Source organism: Vibrio sp. 811, from assembly GCF_033339195.1.
This window is the reverse complement of record NZ_JAWOUB010000002.1, coordinates 662,806-680,644: the sequence shown is the minus strand read 5'-3', so window position 1 is coordinate 680,644 and position 17,839 is coordinate 662,806. Positions and strand designations below refer to the sequence as shown.

Annotated in this window: 14 protein-coding genes, 1 tRNA gene and 1 other RNA gene; 11 read left to right on the top strand and 5 right to left on the bottom strand. The window is 43.4% G+C overall.

Annotation, left to right across the window (positions count from 1 at the left end; all coding sequences use genetic code 11):
• Nucleotides 1-67: transfer RNA gene (locus tag R7Q46_RS06850), tRNA-Tyr, on the bottom strand.
• Nucleotides 68-359: 292 nt separating this feature from the next.
• On the opposite strand from R7Q46_RS06850, the gene R7Q46_RS06845 reads away from it, so the two are divergent.
• The 3 genes from R7Q46_RS06845 to R7Q46_RS06835 all read left to right on the top strand — a co-directional run bounded on the left by R7Q46_RS06845 (nt 360) and on the right by R7Q46_RS06835 (nt 4,986).
• Nucleotides 360-1,454, top strand: coding sequence for an efflux RND transporter periplasmic adaptor subunit (locus R7Q46_RS06845; RefSeq protein WP_005389959.1), 1,095 nt, complete (start codon nt 360-362; stop codon nt 1,452-1,454).
• Nucleotides 1,454-4,567 carry a multidrug efflux RND transporter permease subunit VmeF gene (gene vmeF, locus R7Q46_RS06840; RefSeq protein WP_318077407.1) on the top strand — a complete coding sequence of 1,038 codons (3,114 nt, stop codon included), beginning with the start codon at nt 1,454-1,456 and terminating at the stop codon, nt 4,565-4,567. The genes R7Q46_RS06845 and vmeF overlap by 1 nt, the downstream gene beginning before the upstream one ends.
• Nucleotides 4,568-4,788: 221 nt before the next feature.
• The gene (locus R7Q46_RS06835; RefSeq protein WP_031781369.1) at nt 4,789-4,986 is read left to right on the top strand and encodes a type II secretion system protein; all 198 of its coding nucleotides are present in this window, start codon (nt 4,789-4,791) and stop codon (nt 4,984-4,986) included.
• 90 nt (nt 4,987-5,076) lie between these two features.
• On the opposite strand, the gene R7Q46_RS06830 is transcribed toward R7Q46_RS06835, so the two are convergent.
• Nucleotides 5,077-5,652 carry a porin family protein gene (locus R7Q46_RS06830; RefSeq protein ID WP_213871758.1) on the bottom strand — a complete coding sequence of 192 codons (576 nt, stop codon included), beginning with the start codon at nt 5,650-5,652 and terminating at the stop codon, nt 5,077-5,079.
• A gap of 214 nt (nt 5,653-5,866) precedes the next feature.
• Between R7Q46_RS06830 and R7Q46_RS06825 the strand changes: the two genes are divergently transcribed.
• Nucleotides 5,867-6,184, top strand: a complete 318-nt coding sequence (locus R7Q46_RS06825; protein WP_005378586.1) for a DUF1244 domain-containing protein — start codon at nt 5,867-5,869, stop codon at nt 6,182-6,184.
• A 61-nt stretch (nt 6,185-6,245) separates the two neighbouring features.
• Here the strand turns inward: R7Q46_RS06825 and R7Q46_RS06820 are convergent, their stop codons facing one another.
• Nucleotides 6,246-7,340 (bottom strand): PLP-dependent cysteine synthase family protein, encoded by a 1,095-nt coding sequence (locus R7Q46_RS06820; protein WP_005389952.1) that lies wholly within the window; start codon nt 7,338-7,340, stop codon nt 6,246-6,248.
• Between the two features lie 138 nt (nt 7,341-7,478).
• Between R7Q46_RS06820 and R7Q46_RS06815 the strand changes: the two genes are divergently transcribed.
• Together R7Q46_RS06815 and R7Q46_RS06810 are read left to right on the top strand one after the other, a co-directional pair.
• Nucleotides 7,479-7,943 (top strand): Lrp/AsnC family transcriptional regulator, encoded by a 465-nt coding sequence (locus tag R7Q46_RS06815; protein WP_053307491.1) that lies wholly within the window; start codon nt 7,479-7,481, stop codon nt 7,941-7,943.
• A gap of 456 nt (nt 7,944-8,399) precedes the next feature.
• Nucleotides 8,400-11,441, top strand: coding sequence for a cadherin repeat domain-containing protein (locus tag R7Q46_RS06810; RefSeq protein ID WP_213866971.1), 3,042 nt, complete (start codon nt 8,400-8,402; stop codon nt 11,439-11,441).
• Between the two features lie 68 nt (nt 11,442-11,509).
• On the opposite strand, the gene tesB is transcribed toward R7Q46_RS06810, so the two are convergent.
• Nucleotides 11,510-12,370 carry an acyl-CoA thioesterase II gene (gene tesB, locus R7Q46_RS06805; protein ID WP_005378575.1) on the bottom strand — a complete coding sequence of 287 codons (861 nt, stop codon included), beginning with the start codon at nt 12,368-12,370 and terminating at the stop codon, nt 11,510-11,512.
• A gap of 240 nt (nt 12,371-12,610) precedes the next feature.
• Between tesB and R7Q46_RS06800 the strand changes: the two genes are divergently transcribed.
• On the top strand, nt 12,611-13,045 hold the full coding sequence (locus tag R7Q46_RS06800) for a YbaY family lipoprotein (protein WP_005378572.1): 435 nt from the start codon (nt 12,611-12,613) through the stop codon (nt 13,043-13,045).
• 30 nt (nt 13,046-13,075) lie between these two features.
• Here the strand turns inward: R7Q46_RS06800 and R7Q46_RS06795 are convergent, their stop codons facing one another.
• On the bottom strand, nt 13,076-13,378 hold the full coding sequence (locus tag R7Q46_RS06795; RefSeq protein WP_005378570.1) for a DNA base-flipping protein: 303 nt from the start codon (nt 13,376-13,378) through the stop codon (nt 13,076-13,078).
• Nucleotides 13,379-13,635: 257 nt separating this feature from the next.
• Between R7Q46_RS06795 and R7Q46_RS06790 the strand changes: the two genes are divergently transcribed.
• The 4 genes from R7Q46_RS06790 (at nt 13,636) to R7Q46_RS06775 (ending at nt 17,716) form a co-directional block, all read left to right on the top strand.
• Nucleotides 13,636-14,379 (top strand): hypothetical protein, encoded by a 744-nt coding sequence (locus tag R7Q46_RS06790; protein ID WP_005389942.1) that lies wholly within the window; start codon nt 13,636-13,638, stop codon nt 14,377-14,379.
• A 152-nt stretch (nt 14,380-14,531) separates the two neighbouring features.
• A complete protein-coding gene (locus R7Q46_RS06785) occupies nt 14,532-16,535 on the top strand; it encodes a GGDEF domain-containing protein (RefSeq protein ID WP_213866970.1) in 2,004 nt (667 codons plus the stop codon).
• A gap of 137 nt (nt 16,536-16,672) precedes the next feature.
• Nucleotides 16,673-16,769, top strand: an RNA gene (gene ffs, locus R7Q46_RS06780) — signal recognition particle sRNA small type.
• A gap of 212 nt (nt 16,770-16,981) precedes the next feature.
• Complete coding sequence (locus R7Q46_RS06775) at nt 16,982-17,716, top strand: RNA methyltransferase (protein ID WP_005378485.1); 735 nt, start codon at nt 16,982-16,984, stop codon at nt 17,714-17,716.
• Nucleotides 17,717-17,839 lie beyond the last annotated feature (123 nt).

Genomic DNA, 17,839 nt, shown 5'->3' with positions numbered 1-17,839 from the left:
GGACGGATTCGAACCATCGAAGGCAGTGCCGGCAGATTTACAGTCTGCTCCCTTTGGCCACTCGGGAACCCCTCCAGAGGATTTTTATACTTAGTAAGATGTTTTCCCAACTCATCTCCCAAGTGCGGAGCGAATCATAGCAAACTCGCTCAGGCTGTAAAGCGTTTTTCTTACGTTTTTACGTTGAATGCTGTCTTTTTGGGCAAAGATGGTAGAAAGTCAGCGTTTTGTTTGTCCTTTGAACAGAAGAGAAGCGCGCTTTTTACTTGAATTTACACTACTTGACGTTAAACACCGTATCTACTGATAAACTGTAAGCAGTTTAATGACATAAGTTTATTCGTTTAGAAGTCAATATCATGAGCATGAAAGCCACGTTATCGTTATCTGTTTTAACGCTTTCTATATTACTGAGTTCTCCATCGGTTTGCGCTGCGATGCGAGGAGGCTCAGCGGTTACCGTTGTGACTGAACAAGTAGAAACGCACGAGATAAATCAATCCTTAACTCTTATCGGCAAATTAAAGGCAGCGGAGTCTGTGGTTGTCGCATCGGAAGTCGCCGGCAAAGTGAATCAAATCGCTGTTAAAGCGAATCAAAATGTCCAGCAAGACCAGCTATTAATTAAGTTAGATGACGATAAGGCTCAAGCCGCCTTGATTGAGGCAAAGGCGTATCTAAAAGATGAACAGCGTAAGTTAAAAGAGTTCCAACGTTTGGTTAAGCGGAATGCGATTACTCAAACTGAAATCGATGCACAAAAAGCCAGTGTTGAAATAGCACAAGCGAGGCTAGATGCTGCTCAAGCCAATTTAGCTGATCTCCATATTACTGCCCCATTTTCTGGCACTGTTGGTTTTATCGATTTTAGCCGCGGCAAAATGGTCAGTGCGGGTACTGAACTTTTGACGTTGGATGATCTTTCCGTCATGGAACTGGATTTACAAGTACCGGAGCGCTATTTATCGATGCTTTCTATTGGTATGGAAGTCATCGCTAAAACCAGTGCATGGGGTAGCCAGATCTTTACTGGTCAAGTCACAGGTATTGATACGCGTATCAGCGCCGAAACACTGAATCTTCGCGTGCGTATTGAGTTTGATAACCCAGAAAATCAATTGAAGCCGGGCATGTTGATGAACGCTTCACTAGCATTTCCTGCTATTAAGGCGCCAATCATTCCTGTTCAAGCGCTTGAATACTCCGGAACTAAACGTTTTGTATATGTAATTGATGAAAACAACAAAGCTACTCGTCAAGAAGTGTCGCTAGGTGCTCGTGTTGGTAACGAGGTGGTGATCGAATCTGGTGTTGAGATTGGTGACAAGATTGTGGTTCAAGGCATTGTTAACATGCGTGATGGTGTCGAAGTGAAAGAAATTGTCGCGCCACTAAAAGCGAACACCACGGATGTGACACGCAATGACAGTGAATCGGATGAGGAAGAAAACTAATGTTACTGTCCGACGTTTCAGTTAAACGCCCTGTCGCGGCGTTGGTTCTGAGCATGCTGTTGTGTGTGTTTGGCTTTGTGTCATTCACCAAATTAGCCGTTCGTGAAATGCCTGATATAGAAAGCCCAGTCGTTTCTATCAGTACGCGTTATGAGGGTGCATCGGCGACTATTATTGAAAGCCAAATTACCTCCGTTTTGGAAGACCAGCTTTCTGGGATCAGTGGAGTTGATGAAATTAGCTCCACTACTCGTAACAGCATGTCGCGTATCACGATCACGTTTGAGTTAGGTTACGATCTCAACACAGGTGTGAGCGACGTGCGTGATGCCGTAGCTCGTGCTCAGCGCTCGCTACCTGATGAAGCGGATGACCCTATTGTTTATAAGAACAATGGCTCGGGAGAGGCGTCGCTCTACATCAATCTCAGTTCTGCAGAGATGGACCGTACTCAATTAACCGATTATGCCGAACGTGTATTGATGGACCGCTTTAGCCTGATCTCTGGGGTTAGCTCCATTGATCTATCCGGTGGTTTGTACAAGGTCATGTACGTGAAGCTTAAGCCAGAACTAATGGCTGGACGTTCAGTTACAGCTTCGGATATTACATCAGCTTTGCGAAGTGAGAACCTAGAAAGCCCAGGTGGTGAAGTTCGCAACGACTCAACAGTAATGTCCGTGCGTACGGCTCGTACTTATAACACGCCTGAAGATTTTCAATATCTTGTCATTAAACGCGCAAGCGACAATACACCTATCTATTTAAAAGATGTAGCAGATGTCTTCATTGGTGCAGAAAACGAAAACTCAACCTTCAAAAGTGATGGTGTAGTAAACATCAGTCTTGGTGTGGCACCGCAGTCAGACGCAAACCCGTTAGAAGTAGCGAAGCTGGTTAGGTCTGAAGTCGATAACATCCAGAAGTTCTTACCAGAAGGTACACGTCTTGCGATAGATTACGACGCGACAGTGTTTATCGAGCGTTCAATCGAAGAGGTGTACAGCACGCTATTTATCACGGGCGGCTTGGTGATTTTGGTGTTGTACATTTTCATCGGCCAAGCTCGTGCAACCTTAATTCCTGCGGTTACGGTACCTGTTTCTCTGATTTCTTCGTTCATTGCCGCGTACTACTTTGGGTTTTCTATCAACTTGATCACCTTGATGGCGTTGATATTATCGATTGGTTTGGTGGTGGATGACGCAATTGTGGTTGTAGAGAATATCTTCCACCATATTGAACGCGGTGAATCGCCATTACTCGCCGCATATAAAGGCACCAGAGAGGTTGGTTTTGCTGTTGTAGCAACAACATTAGTGCTGGTGATGGTGTTCTTACCGATCTCCTTTATGGATGGCATGGTAGGTCTACTATTTACAGAGTTTTCTGTATTGCTGGCTATGTCGGTCATATTCTCCTCTTTGATTGCCCTGACGCTGACGCCTGTATTAGGGAGTCAGATTTTGAAAGCGAATGTAAAACCAAATCGATTCAATGAAGCGGTTGATCGCTTGTTTAGCAAGCTTGAGAGTGGCTATCGCGCATTATTGAAAGGCGCATTGAAAGTACGTTGGGCTGCTCCGCTGGTGATTCTAGCTTGTTTGGGCGGTAGCTATTTCTTGATGAATCAGGTACCGGCCCAACTGACCCCACAAGAAGACCGCGGTGTGATATTCGCGTTTGTGCGCGGTGCAGATGCTACGTCATACAATCGTATGTCAGCCAATATGGATATTGTCGAAGACCGATTGATGCCATTACTAGGGCAAGGTTATCTGAAGTCATTCAGCATCCAAACGCCAGCGTTTGGTGGCCAGGCAGGAGACCAGACAGGCTTTGTGATCATGATTCTAGAAGATTGGAACGAACGTGATATCACGGCTCAGCAAGCCCTTAACAAAGTACGTAAAGAATTGGCGGGTATCCCAGATGTTCGAGTGTTCCCATTTATGCCAGGTTTCCAAGGTGGTTCGAGTGAGCCAGTTCAGTTCGTGTTAGGCGGCTCTGATTACGGTGAGCTCGTTGTTTGGGCTGAAATGCTAAAGAACAAAGCAGAAGAATCACCAATGATGGAAGGAGCAGAGATAGATTACTCGGAAAAAACGCCTGAGTTATTGGTTACAGTTGACCGACAGCGTGCCGCAGAGCTAGGAGTCAGTGTTAAAGACATTTCTGACACCCTAGAAATCATGCTCGGTGGTAAAAGCGAAACGACTTATATTGAGCGTGGCGAAGAGTACGATGTGTATCTTCGCGGTGATGAAAATAGCTTTAATAATGCTGCAGATTTAAGTCAGATTTATCTGCGCACGAATAGCGGTCAGCTAGTGACGTTAGATGCGGTCACAAAAATTGAAGAAGTGGCGGCCTCTATTCGTCTTTCTCACTACAACAAACAGAAGTCCATCACTATTACTGCCAACCTGTCGGAAGGTTATACATTAGGAGATGCGCTGAATTATCTAGACCAGGAAGCCATCGACAACTTACCGGGTGACATTTCGGTGAGCTATTCGGGGGAGTCGAAAGACTTTAAAGAGAACCAAGCAAGTGTTGCTGTTGTGTTTGCATTGGCACTACTAGTGGCGTATCTCGTGTTGGCGGCTCAGTTTGAAAGCTTCGTAAACCCGTTAGTGGTCATGTTTACGGTGCCGATGGGTGTATTTGGTGGCTTCCTTGGTTTGGTTATTATGGGCCAAGGTATGAACATTTATAGCCAGATTGGCATGATCATGTTGATTGGTATGGTGACGAAAAACGGTATTTTGATCGTAGAATTTGCCAATCAGCTACGTGATCGTGGCGTTGGGTTTGAAAAAGCGATCATTGATGCAGCTGCGCGACGTCTACGTCCAATCTTGATGACTGCGTTTACCACACTTGCTGGCGCAATTCCGTTGATCGTATCGACAGGGGCGGGTTATGAGAGCCGTATTGCCGTGGGTACGGTTATCTTTTTCGGGATGGGGTTTGCGACATTGGTGACCTTGTTTGTTATCCCGGCAATGTACCGATTGATTTCGGCGAAAACACAAGCACCAGGTCATGTAGAAGCAGAGTTAAACAAAGCAATTAGCCATGATACGAAGGGCCGTGTTGCCCACCCCTAGCAGTAGCACGTAAAGCTTTGATTGAAAACGCCGGGCAATTTTTGTTCGGTGTTTTTTTGTATAGATAGTGATTACTTATAGATTTAATGATTATTTTTGTTTATTATTTCGCCACTTATTCGAGGGGCACAGGACTCGCTCATCGTTTTGACTGAATGTTGGGTCTTGTTAGGTTTAATGCTAGGAAAGCAGCCTATGCCTATTATTATTGAGGTGTTTCCTTGAAAAAAGTACGTGGTAGTTACATGGTCGAAATGGTTTTAGTTGCAGGTGTTATGGCGTTGCTAGCAACTACCGCACTTCCAACGTTGACGAATGCATTAAAAGATCGTCAAGATGGTATTTTGCATTCTCTCGATGCTGGTCAACCAAGCAACCATGTGAACAAAGAGGCAACAGAAACGTTCTCTGTTCAGTAAATGACGACATACTATAGAATCTAAAAGAAGCCGAGGCAAAACACTCGGCTTCTTTGTTTTTCAATTATGGAAACTTGGTGCTATCTAATGTTAGAAGCGTTTCCCTAGGCTGATTTGTACACCTTCGTAGCTGTCGTAAAAATCTTCAAAACCCATATCCGCGACATTATAAATGTACTCTGCGCGTAACCAGATATCTTTGCTCATATCCCAATGGACACCAGCACCGATGTTGAATAGTGCACCTGAATCATCTGTGACTTTTTGTTCGTTTGGTACGTACATTTCGGCTTGAGTGCCAAGCGCTGTTACGCGACCGAATAGTGATAGTGGCGTATCGCCTAAGTTATCACTTGTTACAACAGCAGACATACCTGCTTGGTAATAGTGAAGATCTAAGTCAGTTTTTAGAGCATTGTTCTTAAGTTCATTTTGTGAATAGCGCAGAACCCCTTCAAACGCGAGGTATTGGTTTACATGGTAACCCCAGCCAACGGTGATATGTGGTGTTGACCACTCATTGTCTCTATCCGAGCCGAAGTACGGTGTATCAAAACCAACGTTACCAGTACCCAGATAAAAATAAGATTGATGAGCTTGTTCTTGAGCAGCTAAAGTTGGCACGCTAATGGTCAAGGCAGACAATAATAGAATGGCGTTTTTCATAACTAGACGATAACCTTGGTAAAAGACCGTTGTAATGATTTGTTTAAATGTTAATTTAATCAATAGGATGGATGGTAATTATCATATCAGCTTTTATCAAAGGTAGTGATTTTAGAGTGGGAATTGTTGCGCTAAAGCATACTTCTTACTCATGACTACCGACTAACTAGATATGGTGACGAAAGCTAGCTAAATAAGAGAGAAGGAAAGGAAAGTGGCTGAATTCAAATACAAAAACTTGACTCAAGAAGAACAAGATAAGTTAGACGCGGCGACATTTCGCCGTTTATTGGCGCATTTAGATGCCAACAAAGACGTACAAAACATCGACCTGATGATCCTTGCGGGCTTCTGTCGCAACTGCTTTAGCAAATGGTATAAATCTGAGGCTGAAAATCTCGGTTTGGATTTAGATATTGATGACGCTCGCGAACGTGTTTACGGCATGACTTACGATGAGTGGAAACAAAATCATCAACCAGCGGCAACTCCAGAACAATTGGCTGCGTTTGAAGCGCGCCAGAAAAAGTAAAACCCAGCGATAAAAACAGCCCGCATGAAGTTGGGCTGTTTTTTAAAGTCCAGTTTGCACGTTAAGCGTTAGTTGAGCCGCAACAAGCTGGCTCAACGCAACCTTTTGCTTGAATGACTTCGAGTTGAGCTAAGTAAGGTTGAATATCGCCGATGTTCTCTTTTACCCATGTTAAGTCATAATACGTATCTAGGTAACGCTCTCCAGAATCACATAGAAGCGTCACGATTGAACCCTTCTCACCGCGTTGTTTCATCTCACAAGCCAATTGCAGCACGCCGTAAAGATTGGTGCCTGTTGATGCGCCGACTTTACGCCCAATCAGCTGAGATACCCAATGGGCGGTTGCCACACTGGCTGCGTCTGGAATTTTGCGCATTTCATCAATGACACCAGCAATAAAGCTTGGTTCGACACGTGGTCGCCCGATACCTTCAATTTTGCTGCCAGTATCGCCTTTCAATGAGTGATTTCCTGACTGGAAAGCATCGTAAAACACTGAGTTTTCAGGGTCTACCACGCAAAGCTTGGTGTCGTATTTTTGGTAACGAATAAAACGGCCAATGGTTGCTGATGTGCCGCCTGTTCCAGGACTCATCACTACCCAGCTAGGAATCGGGTGATCCTCTAACTCCATTTGGCTAAAGATAGAGTTCGCGATGTTGTTGTTACCGCGCCAGTCAGTCGCACGTTCAGCATAAGTAAACTGATCCATGTAGTGACCATTTAACTCTTGAGCCAAGCGTCGAGACTCGTCATAAATCTGATCTGAGCGCTCTACAAGATGCGCTTTACCACCGTAAAACTCAATTTGTTCAATCTTTTTACGTGCGGTGGTTTTCGGCATAACAGCAATGAACGGTAAGCCAAGCAAGCGAGCAAAATACGCTTCTGAAACGGCAGTGCTGCCTGAGGACGCTTCAATCACTGTGGTTTCAGGACCAATCCATCCGTTACAAATCGCATAAAGAAACAACGAGCGTGCCAATCGGTGTTTCAGAGAGCCTGTTGGATGCGTGCTCTCATCTTTTAGGTAGATATCGATACCATCAAGAGAAGGCAGTTCAAGTTTAAATAAATGAGTATCAGCAGAACGTTGAAAGTCTGCTTCAATTTTACGCACTGCATTGTTGATCCAGTTGTGGTCAGTACACATGGCGTCTCTCCTTGGAAATCGATAGATAAGCATTAGATGGGAATAATTTACCTATAATACGAGAGAAAAACTTTGCTATAGTTGCCGGTAATGACTATTTTGATAGAAAAGTTTTCTACACTTCGTGGGTTTTATAGGATGAGTTTGGATCGGGTCGATAAACAGCTGCTTGCGTTGTTACAAACCGACAGCACCTTGTCATTAAATGAGTTAGCAGAGCAGGTAAATCTGACAACGACGCCATGTTGGAAGCGTTTGAAAAGGTTGGAAGAAGAGGGCTACATCGAAAAACGCGTGGCGTTGTTAAGTGCAGAAAAGCTCGAGCTATCTTTCATTGCATTTGTTCAGTTAAAAACGATTGATCATTCCGAAGGTTGGTATCACCATTTTGTTACAACTGTGAGTGACTTTCCTGAGGTAATGGAGTTTTATCGTATGGCTGGCGAGTATGACTACATGATGAAAGTACTAGTCAAAGATATGAAGTGTTTTGACGAATTCTATAAGCGGTTAGTTAATAGCGTAAAAGGGCTATCTAATGTGACTTCAACATTTGCTATGGAGTCCATTAAATACACAACAGAGTTACCAATCCTAAAATAACTCGCCCTATAAGAATTCTATCTAATGTTAATTCTACCTTTTAGTATTTTAAATGTTAAAAGGTAGTTTGATTATGCTTTTAAAACTATTTCCTACCAGATTTTTATAAATATAAACGATATTTATTCTCTCTTCTATTTTTCATTAACCATTTGTTTTTGCAGTCCATTAATCCTATACATCATAATGAAAGAAAAAATAACGCAATTTTTTCTCTTTATTTTTCATGTTTTATTTTATTGAATATTAATTTTTACTAAATTAATGGAAGAGTTTGATTTAAACGTTTGCTTTTTGTGTTTTCATGTAATTTGGTCGCTATTTTTGAGTATTTATTTTTAGGATTAATACAGTAGCAATTACTTAAGTAATAAAGTACTCAAAAATGGGGATAGTGATTAATAAAACATCGTATTATTATCGCCCCATCTTGTATGTAACAAAGTATTACTAAAAATGAACAGAAATTACTATTTGCTTTTTCTCGCAGCTTTACTCGCTGGCTGTGGCGGTGGGGGAGACTCTAAGCCGAACAATACGAAGACACCAACTACGATAACAAAGCAGAACCGTCCGCAATTAAAAGTTGAAGACACGGTATTGAAGTTTGAAGGAGTGGGAACGGTTACTGAAGCAAAACTGAGCAATGTACATGGGTCGGTATCTTACCAAGTCATTGACTCTAATCCGCCAAATGTCGTGAAAATTAATGACTCAGGAATACTACAAATTCTGCGCCCAGGAACGGCGACTATTCTTGCTACAGATAGTAGCTCTGCTTATGAGTCTTCTGAAGCAAGATTTTCTGTCACTGTAGAGCGAGGCATCAATACTGAACTTTCAGTGAGTGATCTGAATTTCAATGCGATTGAGTCAGAAGGAAAAGCGTTGATCGTCCGTGGCCAAAAAGGCGAACTGAGTTATGAGGTAGAAAGTGGTCATAACTTGATTCGTGTTGATGAGAACGGTTCGGTATATTCATTAGGTTCAGTTGGTCAGGCATCGGTGCTGATTACTGATTCAGGTAACGACTTTTACTTGCCGAAACAAGTTCGCGCTACGGTTAAACTGCATGCAGTAGCTCCGGGGCAATTACAGTTCGCTTTGCTTGAAGACGAGTATCGAGAAGGGTTGACGTTAGAACCAGTGCGTCTAGATAAAGCTCAAACGCAACGTATTTCTTACAAAATTATAAATAGCGTACCAGACAGCAAGGTGGCCGAGTTGCTAGATCCTGAAACGGGTTTGCTTCTTGTTCATAATGTTGGTCGATTAACGGTTGAAGCGACTGCAACTTACAGCGACGCGTTTCTGGATAAACAGCAAACAGCGCAATTTTTTGTGGATATAAAACAAGGCAAGCGTCAAGAAATCAGCGCAGCGGATATCGTCACAACTTATGAGGAAGGTGGACGAATTTTCCCTAAGGTGACGAACGCCTACGGTGACTATGAGCTGAGAATCATTCGTGGTGAAGACGTTGTCGCTAAAACTGAAAATGGTGAAGCATTACTGATCAAAGGTGTTGGTGCTGCTGAAGTGGAAATTTACGAGCATGACATGCGTAATTATCCTGCAAGCAAAACTCGTTTTGATCTTGAAGTTAATCGCGCGCCTCATCCCGTTATAAAAGACATTGAAATGCCGCTTACCTATCAACCAAATCTTTCAATCCCTCTGGCGTTTAAAGGGCAAAAAGGTAACGTAAATCTAGTTAGCAGCTTACCTAATGGCTTACGAATGACTGACGGCAAGTTGGAGGTAGTGACTGCGGGTGAGTACGACCTTAAGTTTGAAGACGATGGTGGGGAGTTCTACCAACCTATTCAATTTAATGTCGTCATCAAAGTTGCAAAGGCTGAAGGCCAACCGATGGCAACACACGATTATGACGTTGTATACAGCAACAAATACAGTTTTGATCTTCACCGTGATTTTGGTTTGAGTGCTGACGAGCAAATTGAGATTGTAGATAACACCGCACCAGATGTTGTCGGTGGTTTTAGTGAAGGACGTCTCCATGTGTATAAAGCGGGTAAAGCGACGCTAACTGTGCGCAGAAAAGAGAGCGCGAATTATACCGTTGGTCCTGATCAAAAAGTCTACGTGACAATTTTGAGTGCGCCGAGCCGAATTGAAGTTCAATCCGATGTGGAAGAGATTTGGAAGGTTGGCCAAACATTTGTTGCGCCGAAAATCTCTGGTACGGTTGGGGAAGTTACGTACCGATTTGCAGACAACGCAGCAACAGATGTGGTTTCCTTAAACAGCCAAACGGGTGCCATGCAAATTCTTAACGCGGGTAGCACAAAAATTATTGTTTCGGATGCGGGGGACGACAAAGTGGATCCGGGTGAAAGTAGTTTCTCGGTCACGATTAAACAAGGCACAAACCCTGTATCGGTTACTTACCCAACGGTAGAATTCTCCGCTGGTAGTGTTATCTCACCAGTGATGAGTGGTGGGACTGCGAAGGCAAGTTACCGTCTTATTAACCAAAAAGACCCTGTGGTCGAGCTAGTTTCTCCTGATACAGGGCGTTTGAAAATCCTGCATGCAGGCACGTACCAATTAGAGGTTACCCTTACTGGGCGCAACTACAAAGCTAAAACAATCGTCGTAAATGGCACTATTAACAAAGCGAATCACCCTGGTTTAAGTACTTCTACAATGAAGGTGGAATTTGAACCATTTAAAAAGGTTAAGCTAGACTTTGGTACACCAATAGGAAACCGCAGCTATCAAATATCCAGCTCAACAATTAAAGGAGTCGCTTCATTAGATGTTGATAAGGAAGAGCTGACGTTACTTGACCTCCCACCAGTAAAAAGACGTTGGATTTCTCTCGACGTTTCGGAAGGAGAATCTCGAGATTACAAAGCGTTGGAAAGTAAGAAAGTCCAGCTGTATCTAAGCTTTGCAGATGAAGGTGTTGCGGATCAATATACATTGCTTGAAACTGAACAAACAGTATTGTTTAGCACGCTAAATGCACGTGAGTTTTCTAACTTAGAAGAAAGTGAGTTTGGTTTGATGAACGTTCGTTCAGTGCGTGAGCCAACGGACGAAGAATTGAAATTATACGGCAAAGGTAAGATTGCACTACTTGCATTCAAGCCGGTGGGTAACGATGACCAAACTCTAATAAAAGGAGCGTGGGTACACTTAGCTCGATTTGATGGATGTACATCAGAGCTGTTCGAAGATGATCTCAAGCCTTTTGAAGCAATTGACTATGATGACCCAGGGTACTGCACCAGCGGCAGCACGATTCGTATGACTCGGTTCTTAATAATTGATGACTCGAAGATGGAAAAGGTAGAGTATGAGTTAGTTGCACCTGTGATTACTTACCGTCGTGGGGTTCGTGAATTTTTAGCAACGAATAAAGGTGGATTCTATGCCGACCCAAATGTCATTTACGGGAAAGGTGAATATGGTTACCCGAAATCACTTTACGAATGGTCGGTTGTTAACATGAAGTATCAACCAAATTAATCATCGTTTGATACCCATTAAAAAAGGAGTGCGGAACAGCACTCCTTTTTTCGTGTAACGAACACGAGCTATTTCGTGTAGCGCATCACCCCTTCTTGCACGGCGGTCGCCACTAAGTGACCTTGCTGGTTGTATATTTCGCCACGGACCAACCCACGAGTATTGCTCGCCGTTGGGCTCTCTATCGCATATAGAAGCCATTCATCCATCTTAAACGGGCGATGGAACCAGATAGAGTGGTCAATGGTGGCCACTTGAAAGTTAGGCGTCATTAATGAGACTTCATGTGGATGCATTGCTGTTACAAGGAATCCCCAATCGGATGCGTAGGCCAGAAGGTACTGGTGAATTAGCTGATTCTCTGGCATTTCACCATTAGCACGAATCCAAAGGTACTGTTTGGGTTCTGCTTTTTTGGGCTTCAAAGGGTTGATAACCGTAACGGGGCGAGTTTCGATTGGCTTTTCCCCGCAAAATGTTTTGCGTAAGCGTTTGGGTAGAAATTCTGCAATATGGCTTGCGAGCTCACTCTCTGAGGCAAAGTTTTCTGGACCAGGGATATCTGGCATTTCTTTTTGATGATCAAACCCAGGTTGATCGCCATGGTAGGATGCGGTTAGGTAAAAAATAGGGCGTCCATTTTGAATTGCCTTTACGCGTCTAGTGCTAAAGCTACGGCCATCTCTCAGATTTTCTACATCATAAATAATAGGTTTTTCTGGATCGCCAGGGTACAAAAAATAGCTATGGAAGGAGTGTACCGTGCGTGTTTCTTCAACGGTGTAGCGCGCAGCAGAAAGTGCTTGCCCAATTACTTGACCGCCATAAACTTGAGGCAAACCTAGGTTTTCACTTTGGCCACGAAACAAGCCTTCTTCTAATTTTTCGAGTTGTAGTAGGCTGAGCAATTCTCGTAGTGGTTTACTCATTGTGTCTCCTCACCGTTGTCTTTCATTCCAAGTTACCTCAACAGCCTCACTCTTGTGAAGTGGCATAGTTAAGAACTATTGAGTAACTTAGAAATAGTATTGTTCCAATTATGAAACAAAATCAATTGTTTGATAAATTCTAACTCAGTCAAACTATTGTCAAATAAAGTGACAGGAAGCAGACAGTTTTATATTCCACACCTATAATTGCTTCGGTTTAATGCTCTTTTCGAGGAATATATGAAAAAAACACTACTACTTGTTACTTCTCTACTCTTTGGGGCTGCGTTAGTGGGTTGCCAAACTTCTCAAAATACAGAAATGGAATCTACAGAGGCGTCAATGAAGACGATTACAGGTACAGTGGCTTATCGCGAGCGGATTGCCTTGCCACCAAACGCAGTGGTTACTATTGCGTTAGAAGATGTGTCCTTGGCGGATGCGCCAGCAAAAGTGTTGGCGAAACAGACATTCGAAACAGAAGGTAAGCAAGTTCCTCTTTCTTTTGAGTTGAGTTACGACAGCAATGAAATCAAACCAAACCATCGTTACAGCGTTCGTGCTCGCATTGAGGTAGATGGAAAGCTGCGTTTTATCAGCGACACACATAACGGTGTTATTACAGATGAAGCACAAACTCACCAATTAGATATTCGTCTAGTTGGAACACGTTAATACGACGTACTGAGAACAAAAAATGGCAGCTTAAGGCTGCCATTTGTATTTTTTAAGTGAAGTTTTGCCAACTTCCGATACTTCAATCCCTTCTGCTTCTAATTTCTTTTTTTGTCTCTCTAAGTCTCTGCCTTTTAAAGATATTTTTCCTTGGCTATTTACCACTCTAAACCAAGGGAGTTTGCTGCCTTCTGGTAGGTTACCCAGTGCTTTACCAACATGTCTCGCATAGCCCGGATAACCGGCCATTTTTGCAATTTCCCCATAGGTGGAGACTTTTCCTTTTGGAATTTGGTGAATTACAGCAAAGATTTGCGCTAAAAATTGGTCCATACTCAAAAGTGTCTATTTTGGATTACTAAGGAATGGTAAACCATTGGACTTGTATATTGCTAACGGTTCTTAACCCTTGTGTTGCCAGCGACTCACTTTGAAGAATTACATTTTCTGTTCTTTAGTGTCGTTGGTTGATGAGCCTTAAACAGCATGAAGCAAACGCAAGCTAAGCTTGAATCTAGACCCTCTCAACGACTTTCAATCCCAGTTTTTGCCGTTGAGTTACCAAGTAGGTGGGGAAGCCAGGAGGCGCTATGATTTTATCGACACTTCAATTTTTCGTTACGACCTTACTCGCTGTTGTCTGCGTTCGGGCGATGAGTTTGAGCGAGGGTGACATTCCCGTTCTTGCACTTATGATCCCCGCGCTGTGGGTTCTGCCACAAGGTGGGTTCGCTGGCTTAGTATTGCTGGGCGCGATGATGGCTTTTGGTGCGACACTCTCAATGCAGCCAATTGCTTTGTCGGTTGGTGTTTTGATCCTTTTCCCACTTTTAATGGTGGTGTTTTCTCGTAGAAGCTCTTTAGGCGTGTTGCTCACCGCTGGTCTTATTGTACTTACACTGCAAGTTGGTCTTATGGTCACACAGCAAGGAGGTAAGCTGGATGGGTCTGCTTGGGTTACAGTGGTTCAAACCATTGCGGTTATGGCGATGTGGTGGTCGGCTGCGCATTGGACGCCATCCAATAAACACAGCTGGTGGCCGTTGTTTTTGTTGCTCCCATTGTGGATTGCAGGCCTACCGTACGCCGTTCTTATGGCGTTAAGTTTGACGGGAATGTTAGCGTCAATGGAAGCACTTGCGAAGCTTCAACATACCATTCGTTGGAGCAAATTATTATGTTGGACATTGCCGACTGTGGGTTTTGCCGCTTTAGTCGTCAGCCCGACCACGGATGTGCCAAACCCTGTTTTCGTGGTTTGGATCTGTTTGTTAGGGACGGCTTGGATGACTGACTATATTTTACGTAGTAGCGATGAACAGGCTGAATTATGAATTTTTAGTCAGGTAAAAAGTGACATGTGCGGCAGAGTATCGAATTGGTTGTGGAACAAAATGGAGATTAGTATATGTTCTTCATTTCATATTTACTACACTTCCAATAATAATAACCACAATATAAGTGGTTGATTTAAGATAAGTTTGTCATGACAACTTTTGCTCGAACACTGTTGCTTTTTGCATGTTGCCACTTGAGTTTGAATGTAAAAGCCGAAGCCCCTTTAATTGCTCATTATAAAGTCGCGACTGAAGCGGATGATGTCGTCACTCGTGTTCTTTTCAATGCTGCTTCAGAGGAGTTTGGCTTTACCGTTCAATACGTGAACTACTCCAGCTTTGATGCCATTCTAAATTCAGTAGCGAATGGGGAAGCGGACTTTGCTGCGAATATCACTTACACACAAGAACGTGCTCAACGTTTTAGTTATTCCCGCCCAACAAATATCGAATATACCTACCTCTTTGGCTTAAAAGATTCGACGTTGAGTGATATTTCGCGTGTTGGCGTCCCCAAAGATACAGTTTATGCCCAATTACTTAAACAACACTACCCTGAGCTAGAACAGATCTCTTATCAAGGTCACGAACAAGCAGTAACACTGCTACGTTCAGGTGCTGTGGACGGCGTTGTCGATGCCATTAACCAGCTCAAGCCGATGCTGATGGAGGGGTTTGACGCCAAGATGCTCAATGATCAGATTTCGATAAAGCCCGTATCCATCATCAGTAAAAAAGATCATCATCTTGAAGAGTTGGACACGTTCGCTACGTTTATTCACGGGGAAGCGGTGCAAAAGCAGCTTCGCGAAGAAATTTCCCAGTATCAATTTGAATTAAGGCGAGCAGCGTTGCGTGATTCTATTCGTTTATTGCCCCTTGATTTTAATGAACCAATACGGATTAAGCTCGAATCTATCTTTCCATATGTTGTATACAACGCAGATGGTAGTGTCGAAGGGATGACGGCTGATGTAGTCCTGAGAAGCTGTGAGATCTTGGCTTTAAACTGCTTGATCATTAGTGAGCCTGGTGAAAGCTGGGGTTCTATGTACCATGAGTTTATCCAAGGTAATTTCGAAATTTTGGCGCCATTAACGGTCAGCCGTGAGCGGCGCGCATTTAGCTACTTTCCAAAGTCCCATTACGCGCCAGCATCGGTGATGGTCAAGCGTTTAGGTTACAAACCGAGCACATACTCTCATGTTTCACAGTTGATATCTGAGCGGATTGGCGTAGTTAAGGATGACTTTTTCGATCAAATGATGACGCAACTGTTACCGCTAAAAGAACTCAAACGTTATCGTACCCAACAAGAGCTCATTCAGGGGCTACTAAATGAAGAAGTCGATTACATTCCGATGGATACGGCGATGCTCAATCATTTTTTACGTCTCAGTGAATTGGTTCCGATAGAGCAGGATACCGCTATTGGCGAGTTTTATGAGTCACAACTCTCTGTTGGATTGGTCGCGAATGAAAAAGGAGCCATGCTTGCGCCTTTCTTCAGTCGAGCGATAGCGATGTTAGAAGTTGATAAGATCATTGCTCAGTACGATGTACGCCCAGATTGGCGTACCGCACTTGAATATGAGATTCGATTAGCGACGCAAACACAAGCTGTGTTTATCTTTGTGTTATTGTTTGCTATTTGTGTTTCGCTTTATCTTTACCGTCAATCGAACACTGACAACTTAACAGGGTTAAGGAACCGTCGTGCGTTGCAAGTAAAGTATCGAAAAGGAGTAAACAAAGATCTATCCATACTTTACTTAGACATTAATCATTTCAAACGAATCAATGACACTTATGGGCATCGCGCTGGGGACGAAGTTTTACAACTACTGGCACTAAAAATTCATTATGTCTGGTCGGGAAGATGTTATCGAATTGGAGGGGATGAGTTCATATTGCTGGGTTATCCAACGCAAGCCGAGTTAACTAGAGCAATGAGAGAGCTCAGTAGAATCGACGTGAAAGGCAAATTATGTAGTGATTTGGAGTCTATAAGTATCTCTATTGGTTTCTCTGCAAAAAGGGAACGGCACATGAGCTTAGAGCAAGCGATGCATTTGGCTGATGAAGACATGTACATGAGTAAGCAGTCCTCACGGCACGACTCCTCTTATCGTGACTGTACGGTTTCATCATAAAGGAATGAATTGATCGAGTTTTGTTCAAACGGTAATGAAATGATGAAATTCAAGGTTTTTGCTCTTGCATTGTGAGAGCTGATACTGAATAATCGCCCCATCGATTGAGGCAAGACCTCTCGAAAAGAATTATGGGGCTCTGGTCCTCTCGCAACAATAGCTCGTGAACTCGGTCAGGTCCGGAAGGAAGCAGCCGCAGCGTGTGACTTGTGTGCCGGGATGTGGCTGGGGTCCCACCCTTTGAAAGCCCTGCGTTATCGCAGGGCTTTTTTCGTTTTTGAGCCTTCTTTTATTTTGGCTACGCTTGGTGTTCAACGTCTTCTGATGATCAAGCTTCTTGAGGTTATTTAGGTATAATTTATAATCTCATCCGCTCGATACCGAACTTTCGTGAAGATTGTTTAGGGTACGCTCGTCGAATAACCATTTTCACCTGGGATACTTTAATGATTTCAAAAAACCAATTAAAACTGCTTCGTGCTTTAGGTCAAAAGAAACAGCGTAAAGCGCATGGCTTATTCCTAGTTCAGGGTGAAAAGAACGTACTAGAGCTAGCAAGTAGTTCATTGAAGGTGAAGCAGGTTTTTGCAACAGCAGCATTTCTCGAACAAAATGCTGGTACGCTAAATCGTTTTGATTGTGTTGAAGCATCGCTTGATGAATTGACCAAAGCGAGCACGCTTGTGAGCAATAATGCGGCCATTGCTGTGGTTGAAATTCCGAGTGTAAAAGAGCCTCAAGCGAAAGGCTTGATGATTGCGCTAGATGGTGTATCCGACCCTGGTAATCTAGGTACGATTATTCGTGTAGCAGACTGGTATGGCATCAAGCACATTATTGCGAGTACAGATTGTGCTGATCCTTATAATCCTAAAACGATCAGTGCGACCATGGGCAGCTTTGGCCGCGTACAAGTGAGTTTGGTGGATTTGCCAAGTTACTTGGAACACGCCAAATTGCCAGTATATGGCGCGTTTTTGGAAGGAGAGAGCGTTCATAAAACGGATTTCGCTGCTGAAGGTATTTTGTTGATGGGCAGCGAATCTCATGGTGTGCGCGAAGCCGCAGCAAAATTCGTGACAGATAAGATCACGATTCCAGCGTTTGGCGGTGCCGAATCACTGAATGTCGCGATGGCGACTGGCATTATTTTAGACAACATGCGCCGCCAACATAGCTAACGCAACAATTACATAATAACAAAGCCAGTCAATTGACTGGCTTTGTTGTATTTTGCCTAGAAAAATCAGCCTGGCTGAATCTTGCGTTTAACGAAATACAGTGAATGTTGTTCGGTGAGTTAA